The 13,508-nt window shown below is 68.2% G+C and carries 13 protein-coding genes and 1 pseudogene; 11 read left to right on the forward strand and 3 right to left on the reverse strand.

Features of this window, described 5'->3' with window-relative positions:
* Positions 1-62 precede the first annotated feature (62 nt).
* A complete protein-coding gene (locus tag ABZ855_RS42580; protein ID WP_360817427.1) occupies positions 63-422 on the reverse strand; it encodes a DUF6233 domain-containing protein in 360 nt (119 codons plus the stop codon).
* A gap of 583 nt (positions 423-1,005) precedes the next feature.
* On the opposite strand from ABZ855_RS42580, the gene ABZ855_RS42585 reads away from it, so the two are divergent.
* Positions 1,006-1,686 (forward strand): isochorismatase family cysteine hydrolase, encoded by a 681-nt coding sequence (locus ABZ855_RS42585; protein ID WP_360817430.1) that lies wholly within the window; start codon positions 1,006-1,008, stop codon positions 1,684-1,686.
* 278 nt (positions 1,687-1,964) lie between these two features.
* Here ABZ855_RS42585 and ABZ855_RS42590 read toward each other — a convergent pair whose 3' ends face one another.
* Complete coding sequence (locus tag ABZ855_RS42590) at positions 1,965-2,834, reverse strand: GFA family protein (protein WP_360817433.1); 870 nt, start codon at positions 2,832-2,834, stop codon at positions 1,965-1,967.
* A 417-nt stretch (positions 2,835-3,251) separates the two neighbouring features.
* Here ABZ855_RS42590 and ABZ855_RS42595 point away from each other — a divergent pair, with 417 nt between their 5' ends.
* The 4 genes from ABZ855_RS42595 (at position 3,252) to ABZ855_RS42610 (ending at position 5,582) form a co-directional block, all read left to right on the forward strand.
* Complete coding sequence (locus ABZ855_RS42595; protein WP_360817436.1) at positions 3,252-3,899, forward strand: hypothetical protein; 648 nt, start codon at positions 3,252-3,254, stop codon at positions 3,897-3,899.
* A gap of 70 nt (positions 3,900-3,969) precedes the next feature.
* Positions 3,970-4,644 carry a hypothetical protein gene (locus ABZ855_RS42600; RefSeq protein WP_360817439.1) on the forward strand — a complete coding sequence of 225 codons (675 nt, stop codon included), beginning with the start codon at positions 3,970-3,972 and terminating at the stop codon, positions 4,642-4,644.
* 63 nt (positions 4,645-4,707) lie between these two features.
* A complete protein-coding gene (locus ABZ855_RS42605; RefSeq protein WP_360817442.1) occupies positions 4,708-5,052 on the forward strand; it encodes a 6-carboxytetrahydropterin synthase in 345 nt (114 codons plus the stop codon).
* On the forward strand, positions 5,049-5,582 hold the full coding sequence (locus ABZ855_RS42610; protein WP_360817445.1) for a hypothetical protein: 534 nt from the start codon (positions 5,049-5,051) through the stop codon (positions 5,580-5,582). The genes ABZ855_RS42605 and ABZ855_RS42610 overlap by 4 nt, the downstream gene beginning before the upstream one ends.
* Positions 5,583-5,601: 19 nt before the next feature.
* Here the strand turns inward: ABZ855_RS42610 and ABZ855_RS42615 are convergent.
* Positions 5,602-6,122: pseudogene (locus tag ABZ855_RS42615) on the reverse strand (DUF6233 domain-containing protein); the annotation flags it as partial.
* Between the two features lie 237 nt (positions 6,123-6,359).
* On the opposite strand from ABZ855_RS42615, the gene ABZ855_RS42620 reads away from it, so the two are divergent.
* The 6 genes from ABZ855_RS42620 (at position 6,360) to ABZ855_RS42645 (ending at position 13,281) form a co-directional block, all read left to right on the forward strand.
* Positions 6,360-6,665, forward strand: coding sequence for a hypothetical protein (locus ABZ855_RS42620; RefSeq protein WP_360817447.1), 306 nt, complete (start codon positions 6,360-6,362; stop codon positions 6,663-6,665).
* Positions 6,666-6,858: 193 nt separating this feature from the next.
* Positions 6,859-7,737 (forward strand): GNAT family N-acetyltransferase, encoded by an 879-nt coding sequence (locus ABZ855_RS42625; protein WP_360817450.1) that lies wholly within the window; start codon positions 6,859-6,861, stop codon positions 7,735-7,737.
* Positions 7,738-7,809: 72 nt separating this feature from the next.
* The gene (locus ABZ855_RS42630) at positions 7,810-8,991 is read left to right on the forward strand and encodes a hypothetical protein (protein ID WP_360817453.1); all 1,182 of its coding nucleotides are present in this window, start codon (positions 7,810-7,812) and stop codon (positions 8,989-8,991) included.
* A 909-nt stretch (positions 8,992-9,900) separates the two neighbouring features.
* Positions 9,901-10,998: an ABC-three component system protein gene (locus ABZ855_RS42635; RefSeq protein WP_360817456.1), complete on the forward strand. Its 1,098-nt coding sequence runs from the start codon at positions 9,901-9,903 to the stop codon at positions 10,996-10,998.
* A complete protein-coding gene (locus tag ABZ855_RS42640) occupies positions 10,995-11,456 on the forward strand; it encodes an ABC-three component system middle component 2 (protein WP_360817459.1) in 462 nt (153 codons plus the stop codon). The genes ABZ855_RS42635 and ABZ855_RS42640 overlap by 4 nt, the downstream gene beginning before the upstream one ends.
* Positions 11,449-13,281: a hypothetical protein gene (locus ABZ855_RS42645; RefSeq protein WP_360817462.1), complete on the forward strand. Its 1,833-nt coding sequence runs from the start codon at positions 11,449-11,451 to the stop codon at positions 13,279-13,281. Before ABZ855_RS42640 ends, ABZ855_RS42645 begins: the two co-directional genes overlap by 8 nt.
* Positions 13,282-13,508: the final 227 nt, after the last annotated feature.

Genomic DNA, 13,508 nt, shown 5'->3' on the forward strand with positions numbered 1-13,508 from the left:
AGATCGACACGTTATGTGGCGGCGCAGCAGCCTCGGTACCGTTTCCCGTCATCGCCGTCGGGTTACCCGTAGCCCTTGCCCAACTCCAAGGCGGGAATGAGTATTTCGGCTGCGGCGCACTCGTGGCACGCTGTGGCGCCGGGCCGCATCAGCGCGTCGAGCGCCTCCAGCGCGCCCAGTTCCTTGCCCCCGCCCGTCGCGCTGCGGCATGCGGAGTCGTGAACGACGGTGCCTCCACGACGCTGTGGATCGGGCTGCGCCACCCACCCAGAAGGCTTCGGCGGTGGAAGAGCCGCGAGGCGCCGATGCGTCGGGACGACCGACAAGTCCACACCTTCGATGGGCCGGAGCTGCTCATCCGTGACCCACACCGAGTACTCGGCAGCCTCCACGCCCTCCTCCGTTGCTACCCACGAGGGCATGCCAATGCGGTACCTCCAAGGGTGCAGCCCGGTCGTCTGCAACCTCTCATAGAGGCGGACTCGCACGGTCTGTCCGTCCGGCATGACCAGCATGATCAGGGCGAATGGCTTCCTCGGGGCGGCGGTCACAGCGGCCTGCTCTTACACGGGCTCATTCTCCAGCGTCCGTGCCTGGCGGCGCAGTTCCACCCGGGCGGCTGGAGAGGACCGAAGGGTTGACCAATGCCGGTGCCACACGACTCGGGAGGACAGAAGCAGAAGCCGTCGACGCAGAGCCGTGGTTCCCGCGGTGGGAGGCAACGTAGCGAGCGCCTCATAGGTTCGGTACCAGTCACGCTGTGCCTGCAGTAGGTCATGGGGGTAGGGCGCGGACTCCATGACCCCATTCAAGCATGTGTTCGATTTATGTCCCACCTTGCGGAGTCCGTGTGTCTTCCTGTGTGACTGAGCGCCGCTGCTCGGGCACTCTCCGCTTCAGTTGGGGTCTTGGAGCATGACACGTAGCCGAGAGGCGGGGTCGGCGTGCTGGTCGGTCACGGGGGGCAGGCTCGTCTCAGTCACGGGCCAGCCGACCGGGGGATGTATGCAGACCGACTCCAAGATCCACGCCTGGCGGATCGAACCCCGGGAGTACGCGCGGCAGGAGGAGAGGAGCGGCAGGCGGCACGCGTACGAGAGCCTCGACCCGGTGCGCACGGCGCTGATCGTGATCGACATGGTGTCCTTCTTCGTCGAGGCGAATCCGTACGTCCGCGGCGTCGTGCCCAATATCAACCGCATCGCTGAGGCACTGCGCACAGCTGGCGGCCCGGTCGCCTGGGTGCTGCCAGCGAACGAGGCACCGCTCGGGAGCGTGAGCAGCGAGTTCTACGGATCGACAGTCAGCCAGACGTTCGCGGCGACAGGAGGCGAAGGTCCACTGCGCTCGCGCCTGTGGCACGCCCTCGACGCCCGGCACGGCGACCTCGTGGTGGAGAAGACCGCCTACAGCGCCTTCTTCCCCGGACGCTCGCAGCTACCGGGACTGCTAGCGGAGCTCGGTATCAACACCGTATTCATCACGGGCACACTCACGAATGTCTGCTGCGAATCCTCGGCCCGGGACGCGGCCACCACGGGCCTACGCGTGCTGATGGTCGCCGACGCCAATGCGGCCCGGCGCGACCAGGACCACAACGCTGCGCTGCACACGATCTACCGGTCATTCGGCGACGTACGGACTACGGACGAGGTGCTGGGCTTGATCGGACGGCACCCGAACTGACTACGCCGGACCGAAGGGGCGCCGTAATCCGCGTTCGCCTCCATCTCAACCGCTGGGCGGGCCGGGGAACGGCTGTCATGCCGCTACCGGTGGAGCGGGTCGGGGTGAGGGTTACGGTCATCCATGGCGCGGCTGACTCGCTTTCCCGACGCAGAGCGGCTCCCCTTGACCGCGGCGGGGCCCGGTCCGGGAGTTCGCGCTCTACTCGCGGGCGAGAACGGGGTGCCGGCCGGGACCATCGAGGGAGCAGGTGACGTTGCCGACCAGTGGTCGGGCGATCAACCGGCCGTGCTGTGCTCGGTCTCCGGCACCGACGGCAGCCAGTGCACGGCGTTGTGGCGGAAGGACGCGTGGATCGGCACGAGGTCTGGGCCGCTGGTGTCGTCGAGGGCGGTGACGTTAATGCCAGTCTCTGGGATGTCGCTGTCGATCGCCGCGAGGCGGCTGCCGCAGGTCGGGCAGAAGCCGCGTTTCGCCTCGCCTTCGAAGGTCTCGTACCAGGTCGGCTCGCCGCCCTCGCCGGTCCAGGTGACGGTCTCGAATCCCACCCACCACATCACTGGTGCGCCGCCGAGCTTTTGGCAGTGGCGGCAGACACAGGTGTGGGGGAAGACGGCCGGACCCCGGGTGGTGAAGCGGATGCGGCCGCACAGGCAGCCGCCGGTACGTACCTCGGCTTCTTCGGCTCCCTGGCCGTCGGCGGCGGGGGTGGCGTTCATCAGGTGATCTCCCGGGCGCGATGGGCAAGTTGGGCCCATCAGTGTGCCATCGCTTCCATGATCGCCAGGATGCTGTTGGCGACTCTGGCGTGGCCCGGCGGCGTGGGCCGATTGCGGAGGCGCCGCGGGCCGGGCGACGAAACCTCGGCTCGGGCGGCCGAGGGCGCGGACGATCCATCTGGCATCGCGCCAGGTGTCCGTGTTCAGGGTGCCGCGGTCGTCGATGACGTGCGGGGTGGTGGTGCGAGCGGCGAGGCGGTGCGGGTCGATGTGAGAGAACTGCGGCCACTCGGTGAGGTGCAGCAGCAGGTCGGCGTCTTGGACGGCGGTGATGGGGTCGTCGACGAACTTCGCGCACCGGCGTACCACCAGCGAGCAGATGCAGGACATCCGCTGGGGTGAGGCGCGGGCCGCGGCGGCTTTCGCCACACCGCTTGTTGGAGGAATGGGGCAGCGTGTTGCCGCCTGGGTTCGAGCAATTCGGTGAGTTCCGATACCCGACTGCACTCAACCGGCAGCCCCGACCAGGCCGACTGCCGGATGATGAAGGCGTGGCTCTCTGACCACCCCGGCGGTGCCGTCGTGCTGCGGGCCCCCCACCTGTCGCTGGTCGCCCACCGCCCCGAACCGCCGGCACATCACCTGGGAGCCGATCGCCGTCGTCCCCGTAGCTCAGGCCGACACTGTGAAGGTGGCGGCCTGAGCCAGAGGACACGCCCGGCCGCGTGGTCGCGGGCCAGGTGAGGGCGCCGCGCCCACCGAACGCCCTGCCCGATCACCGGGGTTGGTGAGAAACTCCAGCGAGGATCCCACGACGGTGGCCGTTGAAGCAGGGGGCGTGACGCAGTGAACAGCAGCAGGATGAACATGAGGGTGTCCGCCCATGCCGAGCGGTACGTCGCCCGGACCGGCCGCCATCCCTACACTGACTGCTGGCCGTGGGCCGAAGCCGCGCTGGCCTGGTCCCGGGCGAACGAGCAGCGCCTCGGGTGGAGCCTGCGCAACGCCTGCCTGAACGACGGCGACATCGAGCACGTTCCGGCCGCCATCTCCGAGACCCTGCGCCTGAGCATGGTCCGCCACAACCGGCTGCCGGCAGACCTGGCCCTGGAGACCGCCCGCAGTGAGCTGGGCTACTGGGCGGAGCCCTGGGCGACGAACGCGAGTTGTTCTGAGCCGGGAACGCCCGGATGGCCCGAGCCCACCGGGCCGTATGCCGACCGGTGGCGGGCGGCATTCCTGTCCGGCGATCCCGGGCGTACCCGCCGGCTGGCCTCGGGGGCGGGCCATGTGCTGCTCGGGCTGCTGTTCCACACGTCGAAGGCCATGGACCGGGGCGCCGCTCTCAGGTACCGCCAGAACACCTACGACTCCAGTTACATGGCACTCGCCGACACCGCGCCCATCATCGGCATCACGATGCCGGTCGCGGTCAGCGATCCGCTCGCCTACCAGGGCATCGACGGCCTGACGGCCGTGCCCGAGGCGGCCTGACCCGGGCGGGAACACATCTGCGGTACCGGTTCCCCGGATGACGCTGCCGGTGGTGGGGCAGACTGCGGGCATGGCCTTTGACCCTCATGCCGTCCTGCCCGACTTCGCCGACGCGTACCGGGCCGCCCACGACGGCAGCGACCCCTACACCGACGCGTGGCCGTGGGCGGAAGCCGTCGTCCGCTGGCACCAGGAGCAGGATCCTTCGGTGCAGCCCCACCGGGGCTATCTGCTCGGGGACGACCAGGAGGCCCGCGGCCACCTGGTGGCCGCGGTCGCGGAGTCCCTGCGGATCGCGATGGGATGGACCGGAGCCGCGATCGGCGACCTGGACCTGGACCGGCTCGCCTGCGAGCTACGCAACTGGAGCGAGGACGAAGACGAGGCCGGGGCCAGGCTCACGCCCGGCGTCGCCGGGTGGCCGGCCCCCACCGGACCGTACGCCGACCGCTGGCACGCCCTGATGCGTGTGATCGGCAGCGACCCGGAGCAGTGGGCCCGGGTACGCCGCTCGGTGTACCGCGCGTTCACCAGCCTGCTGTTGCACGCAGGCCATGCTCCGCACCTCGCCGACGGCGCCTACAACCCGCTGCAGGACTACCGGCTGCGGCAGGCCCCGGGCCGCAGGGGCGACTACCGGTCCATGGCGGAGGTCGCCCCGTCCCTGGGGATGTCGCCGGTGCCGGTCCGTGATCCCCGCTGGTACCAGGGATACGGACTCGTCACGGTCGCCGAAGCCAGCTGAGCCCATAGGCCCGGCCACGGCGATACGCTGCCGGGACGTCATGAGCCGGAGGGGGCGACCGAGTTGGCCGTTACGCAAGAAATCACCCTGTACTTCGAGGCGACCCACGCCCTGCCGATGCTGCCCCGGTGGCATCACGAGCACGATGTCCACGGGCACCAGTACGAACTCGGCTTCGTGTTCGCCGGCCAGGACGCGGCCGTCATGGGCAGCAACGAACAGACGCTCAGGCAGTGGGCTGACGAGCGGCTACGCGGACAGCATCTGAACGGGATCGTCGGAGCGCGCCCGAGTGCCGAGCTGTTCGCCGTGTGGGCCTACGAGCAGTGGGCCGGCCGGATGCCGGGCCTGACCGAGGTGCGCGTGTCCCAGGCACGCGACACCGCGGCGACGTACCGCGCGGCGTGACGCCGACCGGCGACGGGTGGAGCCAGGCCCTGGCCCGGGCCGGGCGGATCACGGCGTGCTTCCAGCCTCCCGCGCTGTGCACGGAGCAGAACTGGGACTACGTCGGAATCCGCGGCCTCCTTGCCGTCGTCCTGGCGGCGCTCGCCGGCCAGAGCGGACGCAGCCCCGACGACGTGCCGCTGACGGAGCTTGGGCAGCACTGCGAGCAGGGCGCCCGGCACGTGCGGGACCTGGCCGCGGCCGTGGTCGGCGAGGACCTGGCCCACAGTCTCGACACCGCCCCGGACGCGCCCGTGCCCACCGCCGGGCAACCCCCGGTCGCGACGTGGCTGTGGCTGACCCGCCTGTGGCCGCCGCAGCCGCCTGACGACATCAGTGGCCTCCCGCCGATCAGGCCCCGCCCGCAATGGGACGGCCTGACCCGGGGCATCGCGCGCGGCCACGCCGGCGCCGCCGTCGACCTGCTGACCACCTGGGCGGCCGACGCGACCGAAGCCGCCAGGACCACCCGGCAGCCGCCGGGCTGTTGAGCGGCCCGGAGCGCCTCTTGGAACCGTCGATGTGGTCGAAGCCGCTCAGCAGGGGGGAGAGCTCCTGGGCGCAACCACACAGCCGGGTGCCCGGGTTCTCCGCGACGTCTAGGGCGTGCTTCCAGTCGAGCGGCGGCGCGTCAGCCAGCGCCTCCTTGCAGTCCCGGGCGTGCAGGACCGCCTGTGCCGGACCGCGCCCGCCGCTCACCTTCTGCAGCACCCATCCCGACGGCCGGCGCTCCCCGAGGACCCCCCCGGACCACCGACTGCGGCGACCGCTCCAACCGCTCGGTGGCGACCTGGTCGCAGTCGACGCCGTCGACCGGCCGCACATGATCGGGCGCGAGCACCCACACCCGGTACTCCGCCGCCTCCACACTCCCGTCCTCGAGATCTCCGTACGACGGCAGCCCCACGAGGAAGACCCAGCCCGTCTCCGTGATCATCATCCGTCTGCCGCCGCTTCCACAGCCGCGCGACGATCTCCTGCTGCTCGGTTCCGAGCAGCGGATCGGCGGGCAGCACGACCCGCACGGGCACAGGAACCCGCTCGGGCCCGGCAGCGTCATCGGAAGGCGTCTTCACCGCCCCACAGTAGGCAGGCTGCTCCGGCCGTCACCTTCGTCCGGCCGCCGCACCTGGCAGGGGGTGGCGCAGACGGGCGCGGCACCGCAAGGATGGGCAGGACTACCAGCCCCGAGAACGAGGACACCGCCGGCCCGTGGACAGCTTCTTCGCAGCCCTGATCAGCGAATCGCCCCTCGCGGGGGTGACGGCGTGACCGACTTCCCTGGCCCTATCCCGATGCACGGCGACAGGGTCGAGATCCTGGCCGACACCTTCGTGGCGACCGTCACCGGGAAGATCACATCGCGGGGCGTTCTGGTCGACGGCCGCGGGTTCGTTGAGCTTGTGCTGCCCGACGGCGACCCTCAGCAGCGCCGTGACCTGGAGCGGTCCACGCGGTACCAGTATCGCCTCTACGACGGCCGTGTGCTGCTCTACTCGTCTCCGGACCTGAAGCTCCGCGACACCCGGCGGGAAGACGACGGTGCGCTGGTGGTGGCCGGGTCCCCGGCCTGATCCCGGTGCCGCTGCCTGGCGGAGCCTTTTAGACGGTGCGCTCGCGGAAGTCCCGGACCAGGGAAACCTGGCGGTGGGCGCGGAGTTTGCCGCGCAGATCGGCGAGGATGCCGGTGTCTGATCTACCAGCCCTGCCGCCTCGCCCCAGCGGAAAAATGCGCGCCCATGCCGACAGCACGAGGGATCATGAGGCATGCGTCCGGATGGCTGGCATCTCACCGAAGACCTCGACAGCTTTCTCGCCCGAGCGGGAGACTTCCTGCGCTCGCGCCCCGCCCTGCACACCGTCCCGCTGACGGTGACGGAGACACTGCGTACGCGCGGGGCGGACGAGTACGGCGCAGAAGCCCCCATCTTCGGCAGCCTTGAGCGAGCGGGCGAGATCCACGCGGCCTTCTTCCGCACCCCGCCCCGCCGCCCGTACCTCACCCCACTCACACCCGAGGCGGCCGACAGCCTCGCTGCCCACCTGGCCTGCCTCGGCCAACGCCTCCCCGGCGTCAACGCGGACCACGACACCGCCACCGCCTTCGCCGAGTCCTGGGCGCGGCATACGGGCGCGACACCGTCGCTGCACGAGCGGGAGCGCCTGTACCGCCTCGGCACGCTCACACCACCGGAGCCGCTCCCGGAGGGCCGAAGCCGAGTCGCGGACGAGCAGGACCGTGAGCAACTCATGCTCTGGCACCGCGAGTTCATCACCGCCATCGGAGGAACCCCCGCTGCGGACAACAGCTCATGGGCGGATACACGCATCGCCCAAGGACGCGTCACGCTCTGGGAAACCCCGGACGGCACCCCCGCCTCCATGGCGGGCATGACCCCGATGGTCGCCGGCCAGGTCCGGGTGGCCCCCGTGTACACCCCGGCCCACCTACGCGGCCACGGTTACGCGGGCGCCGTGACGGTCGAGGTGAGCAGGGCCGCGCTGGCCGCAGGCGCGACGGAGGTCCTATTGTTCGCGGACCTGGCCAACCCCACCAGCAACGGCCTCTACCAGCGGATCGGGTACCGCCCGGTTACCGACTTCGCGGTGTACGACTTCTCGTGTGCCGGCCCGGGAGTTCGTTGAAGAACTCATGTCGAAGGGGCCCCGCAGAGGCGGATCGATCCGTGCTGTCGGCGAGCGGCCTAGGCTTCCCGCATGAGTTCGGTGCGCGCCCGGGTGTGGCGCTTCACGGTCGAGAAGGGAAAGTCTGGCGCTGAGGCCGTCCAGGCTGTCGAGATCGGGCAAGGCCCTCTGCCGGTGTCCTTGGCCGCAGTGGTCAACATCAACGCCCTTGCCTGCGACTTGCGCAAGACGGTCGACCAGCGTGTGCGCGACCACGAAATCAGCCTCCTCCTCAGCTACATCGCCGGCAGCCCGGGCGCTGGTTCACTCGGGGTCGACTGCCCCGCCCTCGACTCCAGCTCCGGCCACATCCGACGCTTTGTCAGCGAGTGCACCGGGCTCGGGGTGATGACCGCCGCCAGCGAGGCCCTCTTCGACTGGAAGCCCGGGACTAACGGCCTCAGCAGCTTCGACGTCCTGCCCGGGAAACTTGTCGGGACCTACGCGAAGAAGGGGGTGCGGCCCGACCTGCTGTATGACCTGGCCGCCGGTCCGCTCGCTGGGGAGGCGCGGGGCCGCCGGCGCGACCACAAGCAAATGTTCCCGGCTGGCAAAGGCACCCAGGCGCAGAAGGCACGCTTGGAGAAGCTCGCGCAGTGGTCCGTCGACCACGATGATCACGCCTACTTCATGAGCTGGGTCTGGCTCGGCACGGGCGGCATCTACGTCGACATCTTCCTGCCCGACGACGCCCCAGCCACGGCCGGGCTCAGGACCGGGTGGATCGACATGCCGGGCAGCGCACCGCCCTGGCGATTCCGCGTTCCGCGGCCTGATCCCCGTCGGCGCGCGGACCTGGAGCCGGAGGGACCCCTCAGGGTTCGAGCTGATTCCGCGCCAGAGTCCGACGCAGAGGGCTCGGCGGACGCAGCCGGGGCTCACGTCAGGACGGCGATCAGCCTGGCCGAGCCGGTGGTCGAGGCGGCGATGAACCGATCCTTCAGCCGCGAGGACACACTCGGCACGTTCTCTGGCGTGGAGGTCCGCGGCCGGTGGATCCGCGGCGATGCTGTCGGCCAAGCACGCCATGAGGTGCTGCTCGGTGTCCTGGGAGAGCGCGTGCCGGTGGACCACCGGGCTCAGCGCCGCCGACTAGCCTCTCGGACGGACGACCGGCTCGATGTGTTCCTCGAAGGCCGCCTGCTCACCATCGTGCACCCGGTCGACAGTCCGCGACCGAGCTGGGACCGGGTCCAGTCAGAGCTGTTGGGGTAGCCAGGCGCCGGTCAGCTGCTGACACAGCGACTGATGTCCCGTCTCAAACGATCACGTCCGTAGCCGCGGCTATGACCTGCGACGACCGGATCAGTTGAGACGGAGTCAGCCAGTGAGTCTCAGACGATCTGGTCCCAGAACCGCGAATGCGCCGCGTGCGCTCCGCTGCTGACCAAAGCATCTCAACCGACATGGCCCGGCAGGACCAGATCATCCGAGAGGGGCCAGATCGCCGGAGACGGGTGTCCGGTGACACGAGATCTTCCTCAACGGATCGCTGCTGACCTGCGGCGAGGAATCTTCAGTGGCGAACGCAGCCTGGCTGAGGCCATCGAGTGAAGCTTCTCCGGCTCAGAGCCTGTCAGCGGATCTTGCCCAGGGTGATCGCCATAAAGGCACGTCTCCGCCTCGATCCGTCGGACCCGAGGAAGGCGTAGTGGCAAAACCGTCCCCATGAGCAAGATCCACTGACAAAAAGGAAGATCACCTGGCAAAGGACAACGGGACAACTGACTTCACTGACAACGGACAACAGTTCTGTCCTTTGACAGCCAAGTTAGTCCAGCGACGGCTGCTGACCTGCGTGGACTATCTTCAATGGCAACGCGGCCCTCATGACCCCATCCCAGATCTCTCAGGCGAAGGATGAGGTCGGCCGTCTAGCGGCAGATCGATCCGTTTCGGCGCGTCTGCGTCGTTCACCGCTTTGTCAGGGACTTCGAAGACCACCTGCCCGCCGCGGCGGAGGTGCCGTTGGCTCCCGACCTGCTTTGCGCGTGGGCCGTGCGCTGAAGCGCTCCGCCGTCACCGTCGGTGTCTCAAAGGTACCTCTTTTGTGAACGATCGATCAGTGATATCCCTAGTCACAGCCGTTGCACGGCAACCGACCGGGCTGCACGAGGGGGGAACGTGTCGGACCAGACGCGTGCGCCACAAGGCGGTCCCGCCGAACCGCCGCTGGTGCTCCAGCGCCCGGCGATGCAGTTCCCGTACATGCCGAGTCCCAAGAAGATCGTCTTCGGGTACGACCCGGACGAGTTCGAGGAGTTCGTCAAGGAATGGGTTCCGGCCCTCGAACCGGACTATGAGCGCGTCGAGCGCCAAGGCGGCACCGGGGACCACGGCATCGACGTGGCCGCCTACCGCAGCGTGCAGGGACTGGAAGGGCCGTGGGACAACTACCAGTGCAAGCGCTACAAGAGCGCCTTGAACTGGAGTACAGCAGCCGGTGAGATCCGCAAGATGTTCGCCGGAGTGGTACTGGGGCATTTCGCCCGGCCCATCCGGTATGTGTTCGTCGCCCCCGCCTTCGCCCGCACCCTGCGCGATGCGCTGGCGAAGCCGGAACAGACCCGTGTGAAGTTCCTGGCGGAGCTGGCGTCAACGAGTGATGAGGTCATCACCCGGTTGACGGCCGATCAGCGCCAGGAAGTGACCGAGCTGGCCGAGCAGACAGACTTTTCCATGTTCTCGCCGATCGACATGGACCAGATGCTGGAGCAGCACAAGACCACCCCGTACTGGGCGATGCGGTTCCCCGACGAGCAGCGCGAACGCCCTGCGATCATGACGCCCCCGGACGAGCATGACGCGGAGGAGGCCCGTTACGTTCGGCAGCTGGTGCAGGTGTATGCAGAGCGGTGGAAGTCGGCGGCGAACACGCTGGAGCTGATCGCGCAGCACCCTACGGCCAGTAAGCACATGCGGCGCCAGCGCGAGGCGTTCTACAGCGCCGAATCCTTGCGGCGCTTCGCCCGGGACGCCTATCCCGAAGGACACTTCAATGCGGTCATGGACGACGTCTGCACCGTTGCGGTAGAGGTGTGCGACAAGCGTTACGAGCTCGGCTGGGACCGGTTGCAGGATGTGCTGGAAGCGGCCGGGGGCGTTGCGCTGACACAGACAGTTCTTACTCGTTTTGTGCGGCCCCTGGACCGTATGGGGGTATGCCATCACCTGGCGAACGATGACCGACTGACATGGTGTGAGGAAGGGGGAGCCACATGAATCCGCTCAACAGTCCGCTGGAGATCGGGGTGCGGGCGCTGGTGCTGCTGGCCGAGAGCCACCCCCAGCCGCTCGACCTGGCGCAGCTGGCCGTCCTCGACCACGCCGTCCTGCATAGCGGCGACCACGACGGCCCACCCTCCCTGCACCCCTCGCTGCCCGGGCACTCCGGAGAGCTGGGCATGAAGCGCACCGTGCTGGAGCAAGCGCTCCTCGTACTCATCCGTGCCGGGCTCGCCGGCGCCGAAGCCGACGAAACGGGTCTGGTCTACCGGGCGACCGACCGTGGGCCCGCGTTCGTCGACATCCTCGAAACCCCCTATGTGCGGCGGCTGCGGGAGCGCGCCGAGTGGGCCGTGCACCACTGGGCCCCTGGCATCGACGTACGCGAGGCCACCGCGGACCTCGTGAACGGCTCCCTGTTCGCATCCACGCCCGGCGAAGGCCGCCGTGAGTGAACTGCAACTGACCCACCTGACCTACTGCGGGGCCGACCGTCCCCCGGCGCAGATCATTTTCGGCCCGGAGCTGACCGTCATTTACGGCACCTCCGACACTGGCAAGTCCTTCATCGTGAAGTCGATCGAGTACATGCTGGGCGGAGCCGACCTCGCGATGGTCCCCGAGAGCGAGGGCTACACGCAGATCCTGCTGGGCCTGCTGATGCCGAACGGCAGCCCACTGACCCTGCTGCGCGCTCCCGACAGCAACAGCATCTTCCTCTACTACGCGGACCTGCGTGCCTACGTGACAGAGATGCCGGATGCGTCCGTGACCGCGGTCCATAACGCCCGCAGTCGCAACAGCCTGTCCATCCATATGCTGCGCGAGCTGGGCTTGGACGAGGTCCTGATCCGCAAGAACGAGGCCGGCGGCACCCGCCCCCTCGCTCTGGCCGATCTGCTACATCTGGCTCTGGTCACCGAAAACCGCATGGTCGGCGACGTACCCCCAGTGCTGCGCACAGGGACGGCCAATACGCGGACTGCGGAGCTGTCGGTGATGCGGTTCCTGGTCACGGGGGAAGGCGATCCGGCCGTGGACACCGGCCCCAACGCCGGGCAGCGTCGCGTCCACAAGGGCCAGGTACAGCTGCTGGACCAGCTCGTCCTCGATCTCTCGTCCAAGCTCCGTACGCAGGAGAACGAGCGCCAGCTCCGCGACCGGCACATTCGGATCCGTACCGCGCTGGACGAGCAGTCTGCGCCGCTGCGCCAGACCAACGAGTCTCACCGTGAAGCGGTCGACGCCCGCATGGAAACTGCCCGCCAGCTGGCCGCGCTCGATGAGCGGCTGACCGAGGTCAGCGACCTGCTAAGCCGCTTCAAGTTGCTGGAGGCGCAGTACCGTTCGGACCTGGAACGGCTAGCCATGGTCAACGAAGCGGGCAGCATCCTGGGCTACTTCAAGGTTGGGGCCTGCCCGTTCTGCGGCGCTGAGCGCGAGCACCAGCAGCCCAACCACCGCCTGGAAGAAACCACACAGCTGCACACTGCCGTTGAAGCAGAAGCCGCCAAGACCACCGCACTGCTCGCTGACCTGCTGCCCACGATCTCCGATCTGGATGGTGAGCAGACGGCTTTGATGAACCGCAGGGTGCAGGCGCAATCCGACATAGGGGTATGGGATCAGATCATCGAGGAGCTGGAAGGGGGGATCGCCGCGTTGCGCTCCGACGTCGAAGACCTGGTCGAGGAACGCTCCGTCGTTGAGCGAGAACTGGAGTTGCAAGCCCGCATTGCCGAGCTGGACGACAAGAAGTCCCGGCTTGTCGGAGAAGGCGCCGTCGCCACTACGCGCCCCACTCAGCACATCCCTACCGCCACATTGGGTGATTTCGACTCCATCCTCCAACAGACCCTCGACGCTTGGCAGGTGCCGGCCGCCGACCACGCGGAATACGACCAGTATTACGCCGAAATCCGCGCCGGCGGCCGCAAACGGATAGAGCGCGGCAAGGGGATGCGCTCGGTCCTGCACTCGGCGTTCACTACGGCGCTGGCTCGTTTCTGCATGGATCGGGATCTGCACCATCTCGGCTTCGTTGTCCTGGACTCCCCGGTGGTCACCTATCGCGACCCCGAGCCTGACGACATCGACGATGTGGAGCTGACCTCCACCGTCGTGGACCGGTTCTACAAGGACATGCTGTCCTTCCCCGGCCAGGCCATCATCATCGAAAACGGCGACCCGCCTACCAAGGTGCTCTCCGAGGCCGCTACCTACCACTTCACGGGAACGACGAGTGGCAGAGCGGGCTTCTTCCCTACATCCAGGCACTAACACGCAAGTTAGCTCCTGCCGCTGCCGTCCACACGAGACGACACTTCGACATACGGGGCAGTGCTCTCCACCTCTGCCGATACCGACATACGGCACCCCAACGTGATCAGCCCTCAGACTAGATTCACTGTTAGAGGGCGTTTGATGTAGCCGAATTGCCCTTTAAAACCTAGTAAGTTCCTCGCCAGGTTGGTGTGTTCTCGTCCGTTATGCGCTTAGCGAGGTTG

Source organism: Streptomyces sp. NPDC047042, assembly GCF_040644035.1.
Classification (GTDB): Bacteria; Actinomycetota; Actinomycetes; order Streptomycetales; family Streptomycetaceae; genus Streptomyces.